We start from the raw sequence: 20,150 nt of genomic DNA, 5'->3' as shown, positions 1-20,150 counted from the left end.
CCACTAATTTATTTTATTAGATTTTGTTGATATTTTAGTTTTCAAAAAGTATTTGATTAAACCAGATATAAAATGTCAAAAATAAAAATTAACTGAGTTAAATAATTTTAATAAAATTGGTAGTATATGTGATAAAATTAAATATTAAAGAGGATATAGGATATTAGAATATCAATTGGTGAAATAATGTCATATACGATAAATTAAGGTGTAAGTTTTTGGGTATACCTATCTTAGGAGTGAAAAGATTTGAGAATAAGTTATAGAAATTTAAAGCGATATAGAGAAATTGGATATGTTTTAATAAAGTATGGTTTTAGTTTTATTGTAGAAAGACTAAATATAGAAGGAATTGCCTATAAAATACCACTATTTGACCCACCAGAAGAAATAAAAAATATGACAACTGGTGAGAGAATGAAAAGAGTTTTAGAAGAACTAGGACCTACATATATAAAAATAGGACAGATATTGAGTACAAGAAAAGACTTGTTAGACCAGGATATAATTGATGAAATATCAAAACTCAGAGATGATGTAGAGAAATTTGATTCAAATATAGCTATTGATATATTTAAAGAAGAAGTGGGTTTAAGTATAGAAGAAATATTCTTAGAATTTAAAGAAGAACCAATAGCAGCAGCTTCAATTGGTCAAGTTTATGAAGGTGTACTTAAAACGGGAGAAGAAGTAATCGTAAAAATTCAAAGACCAAATATAGAGAAAATAATAAAATCTGATTTAGAGATTCTTAGAACTATTGCAAATACTTTAAAAGATTTAAAAAAAGATTTTAATTTAGATTTAGTACAGATGATTGAAGAATTTCAAACTCAATTAATGAGGGAACTTGATTATACATTTGAAGCTATAAATGCAACTAAATTCTCTAGGATATTTAAAAATAGTGATGAAGTATATATACCTAAAGTATATTCAGAATATAATACTAAGAAAATTTTAGTAATGGAGAAAGTTAATGGTACAAAGTTAAGTGATGTAGAAAAAATAAGGAGACTAGGTTATAACACAAAAACTATTGTTGAAATAGGCGTTAGGTCATTTTTTACACAGGTATTATCTCATGGATTTTTTCATGCAGACCCACATCCAGGTAATATATTCGTAGTTGCTAAAAATAAGATAGCATATATAGATTTTGGAATGATTGGAATTATTGATAATAAAACTTTAAACCAATTAAATGAAATTGCATTAGCAGGTGTAGAAAAGAATGTTGACAAGATAATATATCTATTGATAGAAATGGATGCATTAAATGGAGAGGCTGATATTAAGGGACTTAGACAGGATTTACTTTATCTAATACATTATTACTATGATATTTCTATAGAAAAAATAAATGTAACAGATATATTAAATGAACTATTTAGGTTTTTTAGACAGTATAAAATAGTCATGCCTGCACAATTTGTAACTCTTGCAAAGACAGTTATAACATTAGAAGGAACAAGTAGAACTTTAAACACAGATTTTTCTTTTGGTTCTATGGGAAAAGAGTTTATGAAACATCATTATAAGAGTAAATTTAACCCTAAAAATGTTGTTTTAAGTTCAAGACAAAATGTAGAAGAAATATTACTGGACATAAAAACTATTCCAAAGCAATTAAAAGCAATTTTAAAAAATATAGAAAGAAATAATATAAAAATGCAAATTGAAGATGTTAAAATGACGAGGTTAGAAAATTGTATAATAGAGCTAACATCTCAAATATCTTTGAGTTTAGTGTTGGCATCTATTATAGTAGGTTCTTCTCTTATAATTGCATCTCCAAATATAGAAAATAATATATGGATAAAATTTACTGCAATAGCGGGTTTCTTTATATCCTTTATAATAGGCCTTTGCTTAGTTATAAGAAGTATTAGGTCAAAATACAAAAAAGATTAGGGGGAATTAAATTTGAAAAAATGGATATTGAAGTATAAAGGTAAGATAGAGGAAAGTGAATTTAGCAAAAAACTTAATATTTCCCCGGAAATCTGCCAAATTTTAAAAAATAGAGGGATATGTACTGAAAAAGATTCAGAAATATTTATGAATCCATCTTTAGATTATTTAAGAGACCCTTTTTTAATGAAAGATATGCAAAAAGCTGTTGATAGAATAAAGTTAGCAGTTGAGAAGAACGAAAAAATTTGGATTTACGGAGATTATGATGTTGATGGTGTATCATCTACATCTATCTTGTGCTTATATTTTAAGAGTATAGGTTACAATGTTGATTACTATATTCCTAATAGATTAGAAGAAGGGTATGGTATAAATGAAGATGCTATTAAGCTTATAAGCTCTAGGGGATGTGACTTGATTATAAGTGTTGACTGTGGAATTACATCAGTGTCTGAGGTCAATACAGCGAATGATTTGGGCATAGATGTTATAATTACAGACCATCATGAATGTCAAAGTGAAATTCCATCAGCCTTTGCAGTAATAAATCCAAAACAAGAAGATTGTAATTATCCATTTGATTCACTATGTGGATGTGGTGTAGCATTTAAAATGATTCAAGCCTTGACTCCAAAAGAAGAATTTAAAACTAGTATGTATAATTATTTGGAAATAGTAACACTAGCAACTATTTGTGATATTGTTCCACTTATAGATGAAAATAGAATAATTGTAAAAAATGGTTTAAAATCAATGAAAGAAGGCAAAAATATTGGATTAAGGGAGCTTATAAAAGTTTGTGGTGTAGAAAGTGATAAGATAGGTTCTTCTCATATAGGTTTTGCAATAGGTCCTAGGATAAATGCTTCAGGTCGATTGGGATATTCTTACTTAGGAGTAGAGCTATTTACTACTCAATCACAAGAAGAGGCAGTAGAAATAGCTAGTATATTGGAAGAAAAAAATAATGAAAGACAGATGATAGAAGCTAAGATGTATCATGAAGCTGAAGAAATGCTAAAGTCTAATAGCAGATACAATGATGACAAGGTGTTGGTTTTAGCTAAAGAGGGTTGGCAACATGGAATAATAGGAATTGTAGCATCAAAGTTAACTGAAAAATACTACAAACCAACAATTCTTTTAGGTATAGAAAATGGGGAGGCTACTGGTTCAGCGAGGTCAATAAAAGGATTTAATATATTTGAAGCTCTCATAAAGTGCAAAGACTTGATGACTAAGTTTGGTGGTCATGAACAAGCAGCAGGGTTATCCTTGGATTCAGACAATGTAGAAATTTTAGCAAATGAAATAAATAAATTTGCAGATTATAATTTAACTGAAGATGATATGATAGAGAATGTAAATGTCGAGTTTGAATTACAAGAAAATGTAATAAATTTAAATCTTGTAGAAGAATTACATAAGTTAGAACCCTTTGGATTAAATAATCCTAATCCTAGATTTATAGTTAGAAATTATATTTTAAAAGATTTGAAAGTTATAGGTAAGAATCAACAACATCTGAAATTAAGCATAGAAAAAGAGAAAAGCTATGAATGTATAGGATTTAATATGAGTCATTTAAAATCAATGTATAAAGTAGGAGACAAGGTAGATGTACTATTCCAATTAGATGAAAATAACTATATGGGAAATAGGAAAGTACAATTTTTACTTAAAGATATACGATTGGCTCGACCTAAAAGTGCAAGTAATGACAAACTTTCATTGAAATTAATGTCAAAAATAATACCAAAAGATACTCAAAGCCTGTATAATATATCTGTGTCTGATTTTGAATTATTTGATGGAAATACAGATATAAATATATTTGATTATTTTGAAAAAGATACACTAATAATATCTAATTCTATAAATGGATTTTATAGAGCAATGTCAGATATATCACTTATAGATTTGGATTTTAACATAAATTACAATATTATTGAAGATGTTAGCAAAAATACTGATAAATTAGAGCTTATATTTTCTCCTAATATTGATAAAATAGACTTAAAAAGATATAATAATATTATTCTTTATGATTATTTATACAATAAAGGCGAATATTCGTATATATATGAGAATAAAAGAGAAGAAAGTGAAATTATAAAATATTATAATAAAACAGACCTATTATATTTAAAGAATGTAGTTAGTAATATAGTTCCATCAAGAGATGAATTTATAACAATTTATAAACAAGCACTCATAAAAAAAGAAATTGATTTGGATATGGTAAATATAAGGGAAACTTTTAATGTAATTCCATTAAAGTTTTTTACGATATTAAATGTATTTAGAGAATTAAATTTACTTGACTTTAATTTAAATTATGAAAAAAATTCTGTACTCATAAGAATATTGCCAAAACCACAGAAAAAATTAGACTTAAATGAGAGTTTAATACTCAATAATCTAAAAAATTTAGAAAAACAATACAATAGCAGTTATTAGGAGGCGTTTCCCATGGATTTAAAAAACTTTATAAGGAATATTGATGATTTCCCAAAGCCAGGCATAGATTTTAAAGATGTGACAACTCTATTTAAAGATGGAGATGCATTTAAATATGCAGTGGATTCTATAGTTGAAGAATTGAAAGATAAAGATGTAGATTTAGTAATAGGACCAGAAGCAAGAGGATTTTTGATGGGTACACCTGTAGCATATGCTTTAGGAGTAGGATTTGTTCCAATTAGAAAACCTGGAAAGTTACCAGGTGAAGTTGAGAGTTATGAGTATGGATTAGAGTATGGTACAGATACTTTAGAGATACATAAGGATGCAATTAAAAAGGGTCAAAAAGTAGCAATAGTAGATGATTTATTGGCTACTGGTGGAACTATGGAAGCCGCTGCCAAGCTTGTAGAAAAATTAGGTGGAGAAGTAGTTTCTATGCAATTTTTGATTGAGCTAAAATTCTTAAATGGGAGAGAAAAGTTGTCTAACTATGATGTTAATTCTCTTATAAAATACTAGTACTTTTATAATAGTTGGTATAACACCAACTATTTTCATATATATTAAAATTTTATACAAAATAGGTGGTTATATGCATGATAAAGAATTACAAGAAATAATTGAAAAAATAAAAGTTTATGCACCTAATGCAAATTTTGAAATGGTTGAAAAAGCCTATAATCTTGCAAAAAAAGCGCATGAAGGACAATATAGAAAATCTGGGGAACCATACTTTATTCATCCATTAGCAGTTGCAAATATTTTAATAGAGATGGAGTTAGATATTGAAACTATAACAGCAGGTTTACTTCATGATGTTGTAGAAGATACAGAATATACCTATGAAGACATAAAAAAAGAATTTGGCAAAGAAGTAGCGGATTTGGTTGATGGAGTAACTAAACTTGGTCAAATAAAATATCGTTCGAAAGAAGAAACTCAATCTGAAAATTTAAGAAAAATGTTTTTGGCAATGGCGAAGGATATAAGGGTTATACTTATAAAACTTGCTGATAGATTGCACAACATGAGAACATTAAAATACATGCCTCCAGAAAAAGCAAAGTATAAAGCAAAAGAGACACTTGAAATTTATGGTGGTATAGCTCATAGATTAGGAATTTCCAAGATAAAGTGGGAACTAGAAGACAGAGCATTAAGATTTATGGACCCAGAAGGGTATTATGATTTAGTTAGTAGAGTATCAATGAAGAGAAGTCAAAGAGAGGATTATATTCAAGGAATTGTTGAACTTCTTAAAGATAAGTTTAAAGATTTAAGTATACCATGTGATGTATATGGTAGACCAAAGCATTTTTACAGTATATATAGAAAGATGCAAAAAAAACATAAGACTTTTGAAGAGATTTTTGATTTAACAGCAGTAAGGATATTGGTTGATAATGTAAAGGATTGCTATGCAGTACTTGGTATAGTTCATACATTATGGAGACCTATTCCAGGAAGATTTAAAGATTATATAGCAATGCCAAAACCCAATATGTATCAATCATTACACACCACTGTTGTAGGTCCTGATGGAGAACCTTTAGAGATACAAATAAGAACTCATGAGATGCATAATATAGCTGAAAATGGTATAGCAGCCCATTGGAAATATAAAGAAGGTATCTCTAGCAAAGAGTCAAAGGTTGAAGAAAAACTTCAATGGTTGAGACAGATGATGGAGTGGGAAAAAGATTTAAAAGACCCACAAGAGTTTATGGATGCACTTAAAGAAGATGTATTTAATAGTCAAGTTTATGTATTTACGCCAAAAGGAGACGTAATTGAATTACCAGCAGAATCAACACCTATAGATTTTGCCTATAGGGTTCATACAAATGTAGGTAATAAATGTGTAGGAGCTAAAATTGATGGAAGAATAGTTCCTATTGATTATAAGCTTCAAAATGGTAATATTGTCGAGGTACTTACATCATCTAATTCTAATGGACCAAGTAGGGATTGGCTTAATATAGTGAAGACCCCAAATGCAAAAAGTAGAATTAGACAATTTTTCAAGAAGGAAAGAAGAGAAGAAAATGTTGACCGTGGAAATACAATATTAGAAAGAGAATTTAAGAAGCATGATATACCACAAAAAGACCCTCTTGTTGAAAAATATATGGCATTAGTTGCTAAGAAATTTAATCAGCCAAGTGTTGAGGACTTAATTGCCACTGTAGGTTATGGTGGTATAATGTCATCTCAAGTGGTATCTAAGGTAAAAGACCTATATTTAAAAGAGGTTAAAAAAGCTAAAAAGGAACAACAGATACAAGAAGAAGATTTAAATAAACACAATATAAGTGAAACAGAATACAGTAAAAAGAGAAAGAAAAACGCATCACAAGGAATTATAGTAAAAGGGCTTGACAATATCTTAGTAAGATTTGCTAAGTGTTGTAATCCTCTTCCAGGAGATGAAATTGTAGGATATATTACTAAGGGTAGGGGAGTAGCCATACACAGAGCTGATTGCCCAAATGCAAACAATAATGGTGATTTCTTCCAAAATAGATTGGTGGAGGTTTCATGGAGTTCAGCAGGAAAAGGTAAGTTTGAAGCGGAAATTCAAATAAAAGCTATTGATAGAAGAGGAATTGTTAATGAAATAACTCATATTGTTGCAATGGATAAACTTAGTTTAAACGGAATAAATGCAAGAAAAGGTAAGGATAGTATTGTAAGTATAAACTTACTTGTAGAGGTTAATGACACAGAGGAATTAAAAATTCTAATGAAAAAATTAAAAGCAATTCCTGGTGTAGAAAGTATTTATAGAATGACAAATTAGAGTTAAAATAATAGGGAGGAAACTATGAGAGCAGTAGTGCAAAGAGTATCTTCATCTAAAGTTACAGTAGATGAAAACACTATAGGTCAAATAAATAAGGGGTTACTAGTATTGTTAGGAGTGACTCATGATGATAAATCAAGTGATGTAGATTATATGATTGATAAAATATTGAATCTGAGAATTTTTGAAGATGAAAATGACAAGATGAATTTATCTCTAATGGATATAGGTGGAGAGCTTTTAGTAGTATCTCAATTTACTTTATATGGAGATTGCAGAAAAGGAAGAAGACCTGGATTTAGTAATGCAGCTAGACCAGAACTTGCAAATAACCTTTATGAAGAATTTGTAAAAAAAGCAAAAGATAAAGGTGTGACAGTTGGTACAGGTCAATTTGCAGCTCATATGATGGTAGAGTTAACTAATGATGGTCCAGTAACAATACTATTAGACTCAAGTAAATCTTTTTAAGGGGGAAAACTTTAATGATTATAAAAAAATTTGTAGATAGTTATTTTGGAGTAAATACTTATGTATTAGGTGATGAAAAGACTAAAAAATGTGCAGTTATAGACCCAGGTGGAAGTTTAGTAGAGACATTAAGTTTTGTAAAAGAAAATGAATTAAATATTGAATATATTATCCTTACTCATGGGCATGGAGACCATATAGGATATGTTAAGGATATTAAAGAAAAAACTGGTGCTAAAGTAGTTGCACATGTTGATGAAAAAGAATTATTAAATGATAAAAATAAAAATCTAAGTTATACAATGAGATGTGGAGCGCAAGAGTTTGATGCAGATATCTATGTGAATGATAAAGACAAGCTTGAACTTGGTGAATTAAAAATGACTTTCTTGCATACTCCAGGACATACTCAAGGATGTATGTGTATAAGAGTTGAAGATGAAATGTTCACAGGAGATACTTTGTTTGCTGGAAGTATTGGTAGAACTGATTTATATAGTGGGGATTTTAACCAAATGGAAAAATCACTTAAGAAATTATGCAAATATGAAGATGCTGTTAGAGTATATCCTGGACATGGACCAACCAGTACTCTAGGGGTTGAAAAGAAGACAAATCCTTACATGTAATTTTATATTAGTATTTAAAAAAGTATAAAATATTTAATAACTATATTAGTGAGGGGGTTCTTCTACTGTTAAATAGAAGGAGTTAAGTTGATGTTGTATGTTTTTTTAAAAGGACATGATTATAAGTATGAAGTAGCAGAACTTATAAAATTGTTTACCAGTGAATTTAAGTTTAAAGACTCTAATGCTAACAATAATATAGAGTCAAAGCATTTAATAAATAGATTGATTTATGAGAATGGTGTATTATTCTCAAGTACTGAATACTATGAAAATGGAAACTTAAAGTATGAGTCAATACAGAATATAAAAAATATGAATCTTGAATTTTTAGATGGATTTGATAGTAGCAAAACGATTGAAGAATTTCTTAATAGCCTAGATAGTGAAAGTAAGAGGAACTTTAAAAAGCTGTGTAAAGAAAATATCAAAAAAAGCATGTTTTTAGTGCTTAAACAAGTATTTAATTCTTATGTACCATGGGGAATTTTGACTGGTATTAGACCAGTCAAAATTGTCCACAATTTAATGGATAAAAAGCTAGATGATAATAGCATAAGAACCATTCTAAAAGATAATTATTTTATAATAGATGAGAAAATAGATTTAGCTCTTGAAATAGCTAAAAGAGAGCGATTATTTATGTATCCTATAGATAAAAATAAAATTTCTCTTTATGTAAGTATTCCATTTTGTCCAACTAGATGTGTATATTGTTCATTTCCTTCAAATTCATTAAAACAATTTGGACATTTAAAAAGAGAATATGTTTATAAATTGATTGAAGAAATTAAGGGGTTTGCCAAAGTTATTAAGGAGACTAAGAAAGAAGTTGAAACTCTATATATTGGTGGTGGAACTCCAACTACACTTGATGAGGAAGAATTGGATTTGCTTATAAATTCATTGTTCAATGAATTAGATTTAAGTAAAATTAAAGAATTTACTGTAGAAGCAGGTAGACCTGACACTATTACAGAACAAAAACTAAGAGTGTTAAAAAAACACAATGTTAGTAGAATTAGTATAAATCCTCAAACTATGAATGATGATACTTTAGTAAAGATTGGAAGAGAGCATAGAGTATCTGATTTAGTAGATTGCTTTAATATGGCTCGTAGAATGGGATTTGATAATATAAATATGGATATAATTTTAGGTCTTATAGATGAAGATTTAAATATGGTAAAGAATACATTGGAGGAGATAAAAAAACTTTCTCCTGAAAGCCTTACAGTTCATACATTAGCCATAAAGAGAGCATCCAACTTAAATATAAATATGGATAGGTATAAAGAACATCTAACACAATATGAAGAAATGGTAAAAATGATAGATTTATCAATGAAATATGCAAAAGATATGGGATTAAATCCATATTATATGTACAGACAAAAACATATGTTGGGAAATTTAGAAAATATAGGTTATGCTAAAGAAGGATATGAGTGCATTTATAATATACAGATTATGGAAGAAAAACAAAGTAACTATGCATTAGGTGCAGGTGCTATATCGAAATTTGTTTATGTAGATGAAGATAGAATTGAAAGAGTAGAAAATGTAAAAAATGTTGAACAATACATTGAAAGAGTAGATGAAATGATAAAAAGGAAGAAAGAAGAGGTATATAAAAATGTTGACTAAAGCTCCTAGAGGAACTAAAGACATAACTCCAAAAGAGGCTTACAAATGGCGTTATGTAGAAAATAAATTTAGAGAAATATGTGCTTTATATGGATATGAAGAAATGGTAACACCTATATTTGAACATACAGAACTTTTCAAGAGAAGTGTTGGAGATACTACAGATATAGTTCAAAAAGAAATGTATTCTTTTAAAGATAAAGGTGATAGAGAAATTACCCTAAAGCCAGAAGGTACAGCAGGTGTAGTAAGAGCATTTATAGAAAATAAATTATATGCAGATACTCAACCAACAAAATTATTTTATGTGACACCTTGTTTTAGATATGAAAGACCACAAGCTGGTAGACAAAGACAATTTCACCAATTTGGAATAGAAGCACTTGGAAGTGATACTCCTTCAATGGATGCTGAAATAATCGCACTAGCTGTTCAATTTTTTAATGAAGTTGGATTAAATGATTTGGTAGTGAGTATAAATTCAGTTGGCTGTCCAGTTTGTAGAAAAGAATACAATGCTTTATTAAAAGAGTATCTTGACTCAAAAGCTGATATATTGTGTGATACTTGCAATGAGAGAAGAGAAAAAAATCCAATGAGGGTTATAGACTGTAAAAATCCTACATGTAAAGAAAATATCAAAGATATACCATTTATTGCAGACCATTTGTGTGATGATTGTAAATCTCACTTTGATAAACTTCAAGAATACTTAAAGGAAATGAATATAAACTTTGTAATTGATAAAACAATAGTTAGAGGCTTAGATTACTATAGAAAAACTGCTTTTGAAATTATATCTAATGATATAGGAGCTCAAAGTACTGTATGTGGTGGAGGAAGATATGATGGTCTTGTTGAACAATTAGGAGGACCAAAAGGTATAAGTGGAATTGGGTTTGGACTAGGAATTGAAAGACTTTTACTTACACTTGAAGGTAATGGAATTGAAATAGAAAACCCTCAATCTACGGATATATTTATAGTAACTATAGGTGAAGAAGCAAATACAAGAAGCTTTAAATTGTTAAAAGACTTGAGACAAAATCATATAAGTGCAGATAAAGACCATATAGAGAGAAGTGTTAAAGCACAATTTAAATATTCAGATAAAATAAATTCAAAATTTACAATAGTAATTGGAGATGATGAACTTAAAAATGACACTGCGACATTAAAAAATATGAAAACATCAGAGCAAACTACTGTAAAATTAAGTACATTAGTTGAAGAATTAAAGCAAAAGCTGTAAAATAAGAAAGTATGATGTTTTGTGTATTAGATAAATATATAGCATTAAAATTAAATAAAATGGAGGTAGTATCTTGGAAACTTTAAAGGGTTTAAAGAGAACTCACTACTGTGGAGAGTTGAGAGAAAAAAACATAAATGAAGAAGTTGTACTTATGGGATGGGTACAGAAAAAAAGAAATTTAGGTGGTCTTGTATTTGTTGATTTAAGAGATACAAGTGGATTATGTCAAATAGTTTTTGATACAGATGTAGATAAAGAAGCTTTTGAAAAAGCTGAAAAATTAGGGGCTGAATTTGTAATAGCTGTAAAAGGAAAAGTATGCGAAAGACAATCTAAAAACCCTAATATGCCAACTGGTGATATAGAAATATTTGCAACTGAACTTAGACTTTTAAACAAGTCAGAAACTCCGCCTATTTATATAAAAGATGATGATGATGTTTCTGAAGCACTAAGATTAAAATATAGATACTTAGATTTAAGAAAACCATCTATGCAAAGAAATTTAAAATTAAGACATAAAGTAATGAATATTACAAGAAATTACTTATCAAACAATAGATTTTGCGAAATAGAAACACCATTTTTAATAGCTCCAACACCAGAAGGAGCAAGAGATTATCTAGTACCAAGTAGAGTTAATCCAGGAAAATTTTACGCATTACCACAATCACCACAATTATATAAACAATTATTGATGGTAAGTGGTATGGATAGATATTTCCAAATAGTTAAATGCTTTAGAGATGAAGACTTAAGAGCAGATAGACAACCAGAGTTTACACAAATAGACTGCGAAATGTCTTTTGTTGAGCAAGAAGATGTTATGAGTATGATTGAAGGTTTGCTTGAAGCGATATTTAAAGAAGTTTTAGATGTAGAATTGGCACTTCCACTTCCTAAGATGACTTATGCAGAAGCTATGTCTAAATATGGTTCAGATAAACCAGATACTAGATTTGGATATGAGTTAACAGATATATCTGATGTTGTTTGTAACTGTGGATTTAAAGTGTTTGCTGATGCTACACAACCAGGAAAAAGTGTTAGAGGTATAAACGTAAAAGGCAAAGCTGACGACTTTACTAGAAAACAAATATCATCACTAGAAGAACATGCTAAGACATATAGAGCAAAAGGTCTTGCTTGGATGAAAGTAGGACAAGAAGGAGTAACTTCTCCAATAGCAAAATTCTTTAATGAAGAAGAAATGAACGCTATACTTACAAGAATGAATGCTGAAGTAGGAGATTTACTTTTATTTGTAGCTGATAAAAACTCAATAGTATTTGATGCTTTAGGACAAGTTAGACTTGAAGTAGCAAATAGGCTTAATCTATTGGATAAAAATGTATATAACTTACTATGGGTAACTGAGTTCCCAGTTTTTGAAGAAGATGAAGAAACAGGCACATTCTCAGCAATGCATCACCCATTTACATCACCTATGGATGAAGATTTAGACAAGTTAGAAGAAGGTGATAAGTCATCTTTAAGAGCGAAAGCTTATGATATTGTATTGAATGGTTATGAAATAGGTGGAGGAAGTGTTAGAATATCAAATTCTGATGTTCAATCAAGAATGTTTAAAGCACTTGGTTTTACAGAGGAAAGAGCTAATGAAAAGTTTGGTTATTTATTAGAAGCATTTAAATATGGTACTCCTCCTCATGCTGGTCTAGCTTTTGGTCTTGATAGACTTGTTATGTTACTTGCAGGAACTGATAATATAAGAGAAGTTATTGCATTCCCTAAAAATCAAAATGCTGTTTGCCCTATGACAAATGCTCCTACATTGGCGGAAGATGAGCAATTAGAAGAATTAAGTATAAAAGTTGATATAAAAGATAATGAATAATATGTAGTTGCAAGAAACTAAAATGTAAAAAGTCTGGATATAAAGTATATTTATATTCAGACTTTTTTTATTAGAATTATTTTATATTTTTTCTCTATATATTTTCATAAATTATACTTGTATTCTCAACCAATATAATTAAAATACTATGTCTAAAAATTTTACATAAACTTGGTTGTTTTAGAAACTACTTCTGTAATGAGTACACGATTTTAATTAAAGAATATATAACAAATTTGAAATAAGTCTAATATATGACTTAATAGATTAAATTAAAATAATAAATTTGGACTATTTATCTATTTATAACTTAAATTATATCAAATTGATAACAAACTAGATATTATACTTTTTTGTAGAATAGAATTACAATTATATAAAGAAAAATTCTATTAATAGTGAAAAAAAAGTAGAAAAAAGTAGAAATTATTCTTTTATAAAGAAAGGGAGGGATAATATTGCAAGAGAGAGAAGAATTAGTTTTAAATCCAGTTCCAAAAGAGGAAAGAGTTGGATGGTTAGCTCCATTGTTTAATATGCTTGGTTCTAACATAGCTATATCTGAACTAATGGTTGGGGGAACTTTAATTTTAGGAATGACTCTTTCTAATATGATTATTACATCAATTATAGGGAACTTAATATTAGTTGCAATTATTATGATACAAGGTTATATAGGTTACAAAGAAGGGTTAAATACGTATGTATTAGCTAAGGGGGCATTTGGAGAGATAGGAGGAAAGTATCTTATATCTCTATTACTTGGTATAACTAGTTTTGGATGGTTTGGTGTACAAGCAGGGGTTGCAGGACTATCAGTACAAAAGATATTCCCAAGTGTAAACCTAACATTAGTTACAGTTATACTTGGATTATTTATGGTTGTTTTTGCACTGTATGGTTTTAAAGCTATGGCTAAATTTAATTACTTAGTTATACCACCACTTATGATATTAATGGTATGGGGAGTTTTTAAAGCTTTTTCTACTTATGGAGTTGAAGCTATTTATAATTATACTCCTCAAACAACTATGAGTATGGTTGAAGGTCTTAATATTGTAGTAGGTCTTGTTATAGTTGGTGCAATTATATCACCTGACCAGTTAAGATATACGAGACGAGTAAAAGATATTTGGATTATCAGTTTTTTAGGTCTAGGGATTATTTCATTATTCCAACAAGTTGCAGCTGGTGTAATGTCTATGGGAGCACCTACTTGGGATATAACAGAAGTATTGGCTAATTTAGGTTTTGGATGGGTAGCGTTTGTTATTTTAATACTTGCATCTTGGTCAACAAACGTATCAAATGCTTATTCTGGTGGATTAGCATTAAAAACTATTTTTCCAAATGTAAAAAGAAATGTTTTGACTTTAGTTGCAGGTCTAATAGGTACAATAATAGCAGCTACTGGTATAATATTTAAATTTCAGTCATTTTTATCTTTCTTGGGAATCGCAGTTCCTGCAATAGCAGGAATTATGTGGTGTGAGTATTATTTTATACAAGGAAGAACTTATAAGCATAGAGAAGGAATAAATTGGATTGCAGTAATAAGCTGGTTAATAGGTTTTGCAGCGTCGTATTATAGTTCAAAAATAAATTTCTTAATACCTCCGATAAATGGAATTGTAGTGAGTATGGTTATTTATTATATATTAATGAAATGTTTTGGAATCAAAGATAAATAAAGGGGGCAATTACATGGGTCGTAAGGTGAAAATAGGTATAATTCAACAACACAGTGTACTTGGAGATGTTAAAAAAAATATAGAAAAGGCAGTAGAGATGATAGATGACTTAGGAAAACAAGGGGCAGATATAATTTGTTTACCAGAACTATTTGCTACAGGATATAATTTAGAGTCTTTAGGTGGAGTTAAAACATTAGAATTAATAAGAGAACATAATAAGTACATAGAGGAATCAATGTCAGAAGCTGCTAAAAGAAATAATGTATACCTGATATCTCCATATGGAACCTTAGAAAAAGGGTCTACACATGTTTATAATTCAGCAGTTATATTTGATAGAAAAGGTAAGATTATGGGAGAATACTGTAAAAATCATCTGTGGTCATTAGAAGCAGTATACTTTAAAGGAGGGGAAAAAGTAGAGGTATATGATGCTGATTTTGGTAGATTTGGTGTAATGATATGTTATGATGCAGGTTTTCCAGAAGTATCCAGAGAATTGACATTAAAAGGTTCTGAAATAATATTTATACCATCTGCATGGAGAATACAAGATGAAGATATGTGGGATTTAAATGTATCTCAAAGAGCTTTAGAGAACACTGTATATACAGTAGGTGTAAATTTAGTAAGTAATGACTCTAATTTAATACTATTTGGAAAGAGTAAAATATGCAATCCTAGAGGTACTGTAATAACTCAATTAGATACATACAGGGAAAAATATGTATTATCAGAGATTGATTTAGATGAAATAAAAAAGTATAGGGAAGATATCCCCTATTTGAAAGACAGAAAAAGTAGCTATAACATATAATTCTATACTATAATACAAGTTCAATATAAAATGATAAAAAGAGGATGTATCAATATTAAGATTAAATTTATTATACTTTGATATATCCTCTTTAATATTATCAACTTTGATTTAAATATTTTTAAAATAGTTGATAAGAAAGTTTTTGAACAACAACACAGCTTTAGATTCATAGTTTTCGCTAAACCATGAAAGATTTAAATATCTTTTAAATTCAATATCTTTGATATGTAACAACTTAATCTCAGGGTCTTGAGATAATCCCCATGATTTTCCACATATAAATCCAACTCCTTGAAGTGATTTTATAAGAGCATAAATTGTATATGGTGAATCAGACTCAAATGCTATTTTGGGTTTGAAATTAGCTGATTCACACAGGATATCAATTACCTCTCTATAATTCTCACCCTTCGTTATAACTATAAAGTTTTCATCTGAAACTTCGCTTAGATATACTTCATCCTTTAATGATAAAGGATGATTTATTGAAACTCCTAATAGTATTTCTTCGCATGTTAAAGTTATGCTATTTTCTGAGTTTAGCTTTGTAAATGAAGAAGATATGTACAAATCAAAATCACTTTTTTTATAAGATGATGGCAAAGTATGTGACACATTAAAAGTAATATTGGGATATAGTTTTCTGAAATTACTCAAAAGTGATGGTAACACATTAGCCGCTGCAGGAGATAATATCTTTACTTCTCCTGAATTTTCTAAAGAAGTGTCTTGTAACTCCTTTTTTGAACTTTCTACTAAATCTAAAATGCTATCTACTCTTTTTAGAAACAATCTTCCATACTCATTTAAAACAATATATCTTCCTTTTCTGTCAAATAACTGAACTCCAAGTTCTTTTTCTAAGGAAGATATAGTTTTGCTTAAAGCTGGCTGTGCTATATTTAACTTGTGTGATGCTTTTGTTATGTGCTCCATTCTAGCAACAGTTTGAAAATACTTAAGATGCAATAAATCCATAGTATAAAATACACCTCTTTTAATATGACTTGAGTTATATCAATTTTATAATCAACTCCACATTATACATTATAATATAAAGTTTATATAATAAACTACAATATATTAAAAAGTTATTTAAATTGTTATTTATATTTTGTACATAATCTAATTAAAAAAAGTAACTTTAAATGATTAACTAAGGAAATGTTGTTACAAACTTTAGTTATATAAAAAATTCATTTGATGAGCAAAGTATTAATGTCAAGTAAGAATAAAAGCTTATTAGATAAGAAAAATAATATTTTATAATAATGATGTTACTTAAATTATTATGTTATACTATTTTAAATAGGAAACATTTAGATACTATAATTTTAGGGGGAGTCAAGATGAAATTAACTAAATCAATATCATCAATGCTGTGCTTATCTCTAGTTTTAAGCTTATCACCAGTAGCATATGCAAATGAAATAAGTAGAACAACAGTTGAGAATACTTTAGTAGGTCAGGATAGATATCAAACTGCTGTTGAAGTAAGTAAAAAAGGATGGAGTAGTGCAAATGAGGCTGTAGTTGTAAATAGTGAATCTATTGTAGATGCATTAGCTGTAACACCATTTGCTAAATTAAAAAATGCTCCTATATTATTGACAGAAAAAAATGATCTAAATTCACAAACTGAGAAAGAATTAAAAAGATTAGGCGTTAAAAAAGTTTATATAATTGGTCTATCTAGTTCTATATCAAATGATGTGCAAAAACAGTTAGAATCTAATAATTTAACTACTGATAGAGTTGGTGGTAGTGATAGATACCAAACAGCTTTGAGTATAGCTAAAAAAATAGAAGGATTAAAAGATATATCAGAAATAGCTGTAGTAAATGGGTACACAGGTCTTGCAGATGCAGTTAGTATAGCTTCTGTAGCTGCTACTAATGGAATGGTTATACTTCCAGTATCTGATGCATCTGGTATATCTAGCTTTAAAGATTTTATAGAATCTAAGAATATAAATAAATCATACATAATAGGCTCTACTAATGCTGTATCAGATAAAATAAAACAAAGTTTACCTAATTCAGAAAGAATAGGTGGAGCAGATAGAAATGAAACTAATGGTAAAGTAATAGAAAAGTTTTATACATCTAATAAATTAAACAATGTATTTGTGGCTAAGGATGGAATGAAAAATCAAAATCAACTTATAGACGCTCTAGCAGTAGGAGTACTAGCATCAAAAGAAAATTCTCCTGTACTAATCGTAGGAGAACAATTAAGTGCAACACAAAAGAGTGTATTTTCGAATAAAAATGCTACCTCTATAACTCAAGTTGGTAGTGGAGGAAATGAAAATGCATTTAAAGAATTAAAAGATTTACAGGCAAATAGTAACAATAAGAGAGTAATGTATGTAACTAATACAGATAAGGTAAATATAAGAAATGATGCTACAATAGAAGCTTCTGTTATAGGATATCTAAATAATGGTGATGAAGTAGAAGTTTTAGATGTGTTAAAAACTGGATGGGTAAAAATAAAATACAATGAAGGTATTGGATATGTTAGTGGGTCTTATTTGACAAATAATAAGCCTGATAATAGTAATGAAAATATAAAAATAAAGTATGTAAAAGAAAAAGATGGTCTAAATGTTAGGAAAGGACCAAGTACAGAAGATGAAAAGATAGGTCACCTTTCATATGGAAGCAAAGTAGAAACAATAGAAATGTTTGCTACTGGATGGGTAAAAATAAAGTATAATGGTGGATATGGTTATGTAAGTAATGATTACTTATCTGATACACCAGTTATTTAATTATAAGTAACAATAAAAAACTGCTTTAATTTGTAAAGCAGTTTTTTTATAAAAATTTAAGTCTAATAACTATTTCTATTTTGATACCTTAATCCTGGGATTTATTATTATGGATATTATCAACATACAAACACTCCAAATCCAGTGTCTAATTCCAAACTTAGATATTAATAAATTCAGTCCTGCTATGGTAAATAAGCAGTATTTAATTACAATTAAAAGTGTATTTATAGAAAGCCCCTTCATAGAAAGTATCCTAAATCCAATAATAGACATTCTAAGTCCTATAAATGCCAATAATATACCTGCAATATCCTGAATTAAGTAATAGTATTCAAATTTCATATTCAATCAACTCTTCTCTGAGCAGTATCAAATATTTCTAACTCTTCAATTTCATCATCTGTGTATGTAAGCATAGTAAAACCAGTTACACCATAAATAAATGAAATTATAGGTGTAATCCAACTTAAGAAACAATATGGAATAAATTCTAGTGGGCTTACACCAAGGGTCTGAGCACAGAAAACAGCATTTGAATTCCATGGTATTAATGGACCACCAAGTGTAGCTGTATCTTCTATAATTCTAGATAGATTTTGTGGTTTTAATTTAAATTCTTTGTATATTGGAGACATTAGAGTTCCGACAAATACAGAAGTGAACATCATTGATGAACTAAATGCATTTGCAAAGTAGCTTACTACAAAAGTAGACCCAACCAATTTAGTTCTTGATTTTCCTATTTTAGTTATAAGAGGTTGAAGCAGTACTTCTAAGAATCCAGTTTTTTGGAGAATACCAGCAATAACGAAAACTACAAATACTAGTAAAACGGTTTCAGCCATACTCATTATTCCACCACGATTTAATAGTTTGTCGGCATAGACAAATCCAGTATCTATAGTAAATCCTGATAGCATGTAATTTAAAACATCACCTATTTTTTCTCCTTCTTGAAATACTGCTATAATAAGTCCCATGATAGCTGAACTTAGTATAGATATAATGGGTGGCTTTTGTAGCAATAAAAGTAATAATAAAAATATTATTGGAATCATTGCTACTAAACCAATATGAAAGTTTGAATTTAATACATCCTTGATTTGATTTATTTGAACATAGTCTATAGTATTATTTGAATACTTAAATCCAATTACTGTATACAGAACTATACATATTACGTATGCAGGTCCTGTGGTATAAAACATATGCTTCATATGTGTAATTACATCTGTCTTACAAACTGCTGCAGCTAAGTTTGTAGAATCTGATAGAGGTGACATCTTATCTCCAAAGAAAGCACCAGAAATGACTGCACCAGCTGTTAAACCAAGAGGAATACCCATACTAGTACCAATACTCATCATTGCTATACCAGAAGTTCCAAGAGTCCCCCAAGATGTACCAGTAGCAACAGAAGTTAATGAACATACGATTAATGTTGTAAGCAGAAAATATTTAGGGGTTATTATTGTTAGTCCACTATATACTACTGTTGGTATTGTACCAGCAGCTATCCAAGCTGCTATTAGTACACCAACAGAAAGTATAATTAAGTTTGATTGAAAGGCATCTTTACCAACTTCAAATCCAAAAGCTTCTATTTCATCATTAGTATAACCAAGTTTCATGGCTGCAGGAACTACTATAAGCCATGAAAGTAAAAACATTGTAGTTATAGAAGCATTAAATACAACTATACCAACTGATGTTAGAGCTATTATTGCAAGCATTACTAACAAGGAATATCTAAATGAAGGTATTTTTCTTTCTGTATTCATTTTCATAGTGCAAATTCTCCTTAAATATT

Annotated in this window: 15 protein-coding genes; 12 read left to right on the top strand and 3 right to left on the bottom strand. The window is 29.0% G+C overall.

Going from position 1 to position 20,150, the window contains the following annotated elements:
- Positions 1 to 249: 249 nt before the first annotated feature.
- The 11 genes from CDIF1296T_RS14500 (at position 250) to CDIF1296T_RS14450 (ending at position 15,557) form a co-directional block, all read left to right on the top strand.
- On the top strand, positions 250 to 1,914 hold the full coding sequence (locus tag CDIF1296T_RS14500; RefSeq protein ID WP_009891005.1) for an ABC1 kinase family protein: 1,665 nt from the start codon (positions 250 to 252) through the stop codon (positions 1,912 to 1,914).
- 12 nt (positions 1,915 to 1,926) lie between these two features.
- Positions 1,927 to 4,377, top strand: coding sequence for a single-stranded-DNA-specific exonuclease RecJ (recJ, locus tag CDIF1296T_RS14495; RefSeq protein ID WP_004454135.1), 2,451 nt, complete (start codon positions 1,927 to 1,929; stop codon positions 4,375 to 4,377).
- Between the two features lie 12 nt (positions 4,378 to 4,389).
- The gene (locus CDIF1296T_RS14490) at positions 4,390 to 4,902 is read left to right on the top strand and encodes an adenine phosphoribosyltransferase (protein ID WP_003426450.1); all 513 of its coding nucleotides are present in this window, start codon (positions 4,390 to 4,392) and stop codon (positions 4,900 to 4,902) included.
- A 73-nt stretch (positions 4,903 to 4,975) separates the two neighbouring features.
- A complete protein-coding gene (locus CDIF1296T_RS14485; protein WP_003422921.1) occupies positions 4,976 to 7,183 on the top strand; it encodes a RelA/SpoT family protein in 2,208 nt (735 codons plus the stop codon).
- Between the two features lie 24 nt (positions 7,184 to 7,207).
- Positions 7,208 to 7,657, top strand: a complete 450-nt coding sequence (dtd, locus tag CDIF1296T_RS14480) for a D-aminoacyl-tRNA deacylase (RefSeq protein ID WP_003426448.1) — start codon at positions 7,208 to 7,210, stop codon at positions 7,655 to 7,657.
- A gap of 14 nt (positions 7,658 to 7,671) precedes the next feature.
- Positions 7,672 to 8,286, top strand: coding sequence for an MBL fold metallo-hydrolase (locus CDIF1296T_RS14475; protein WP_004454137.1), 615 nt, complete (start codon positions 7,672 to 7,674; stop codon positions 8,284 to 8,286).
- Between the two features lie 90 nt (positions 8,287 to 8,376).
- Positions 8,377 to 9,933, top strand: a complete 1,557-nt coding sequence (locus tag CDIF1296T_RS14470) for a coproporphyrinogen III oxidase (protein WP_009897917.1) — start codon at positions 8,377 to 8,379, stop codon at positions 9,931 to 9,933.
- Positions 9,923 to 11,185, top strand: coding sequence for a histidine--tRNA ligase (hisS, locus tag CDIF1296T_RS14465; protein ID WP_003422928.1), 1,263 nt, complete (start codon positions 9,923 to 9,925; stop codon positions 11,183 to 11,185). Before CDIF1296T_RS14470 ends, hisS begins: the two co-directional genes overlap by 11 nt.
- Positions 11,186 to 11,258: 73 nt before the next feature.
- A complete protein-coding gene (gene aspS, locus CDIF1296T_RS14460) occupies positions 11,259 to 13,046 on the top strand; it encodes an aspartate--tRNA ligase (protein WP_004454140.1) in 1,788 nt (595 codons plus the stop codon).
- Positions 13,047 to 13,504: 458 nt separating this feature from the next.
- Entirely contained in the window at positions 13,505 to 14,737 is a 1,233-nt protein-coding gene (locus CDIF1296T_RS14455) for a cytosine permease (RefSeq protein ID WP_009890996.1), read from the top strand.
- 13 nt (positions 14,738 to 14,750) lie between these two features.
- Positions 14,751 to 15,557 carry a nitrilase-related carbon-nitrogen hydrolase gene (locus CDIF1296T_RS14450; RefSeq protein WP_009897914.1) on the top strand — a complete coding sequence of 269 codons (807 nt, stop codon included), beginning with the start codon at positions 14,751 to 14,753 and terminating at the stop codon, positions 15,555 to 15,557.
- A 111-nt stretch (positions 15,558 to 15,668) separates the two neighbouring features.
- On the opposite strand, the gene CDIF1296T_RS14445 is transcribed toward CDIF1296T_RS14450, so the two are convergent.
- Positions 15,669 to 16,538 carry a LysR family transcriptional regulator gene (locus CDIF1296T_RS14445; protein ID WP_004454143.1) on the bottom strand — a complete coding sequence of 290 codons (870 nt, stop codon included), beginning with the start codon at positions 16,536 to 16,538 and terminating at the stop codon, positions 15,669 to 15,671.
- Between the two features lie 371 nt (positions 16,539 to 16,909).
- On the opposite strand from CDIF1296T_RS14445, the gene CDIF1296T_RS14440 reads away from it, so the two are divergent.
- A complete protein-coding gene (locus tag CDIF1296T_RS14440; protein ID WP_009897912.1) occupies positions 16,910 to 18,337 on the top strand; it encodes a cell wall-binding protein Cwp14 in 1,428 nt (475 codons plus the stop codon).
- 75 nt (positions 18,338 to 18,412) lie between these two features.
- Here CDIF1296T_RS14440 and CDIF1296T_RS14435 read toward each other — a convergent pair whose 3' ends face one another.
- Together CDIF1296T_RS14435 and nhaC are read right to left on the bottom strand one after the other, a co-directional pair.
- Entirely contained in the window at positions 18,413 to 18,682 is a 270-nt protein-coding gene (locus CDIF1296T_RS14435; RefSeq protein WP_009897910.1) for a hypothetical protein, read from the bottom strand.
- 2 nt (positions 18,683 to 18,684) lie between these two features.
- Positions 18,685 to 20,127: a Na+/H+ antiporter NhaC gene (gene nhaC, locus CDIF1296T_RS14430; RefSeq protein WP_009897909.1), complete on the bottom strand. Its 1,443-nt coding sequence runs from the start codon at positions 20,125 to 20,127 to the stop codon at positions 18,685 to 18,687.
- Positions 20,128 to 20,150 lie beyond the last annotated feature (23 nt).

Origin of the sequence: Clostridioides difficile ATCC 9689 = DSM 1296 (assembly GCF_001077535.1) — a bacterium.
Taxonomy (GTDB): Bacteria; Bacillota; Clostridia; order Peptostreptococcales; family Peptostreptococcaceae; genus Clostridioides; species Clostridioides difficile.
This window is presented reverse-complemented; position numbering and strand designations above follow the sequence as displayed.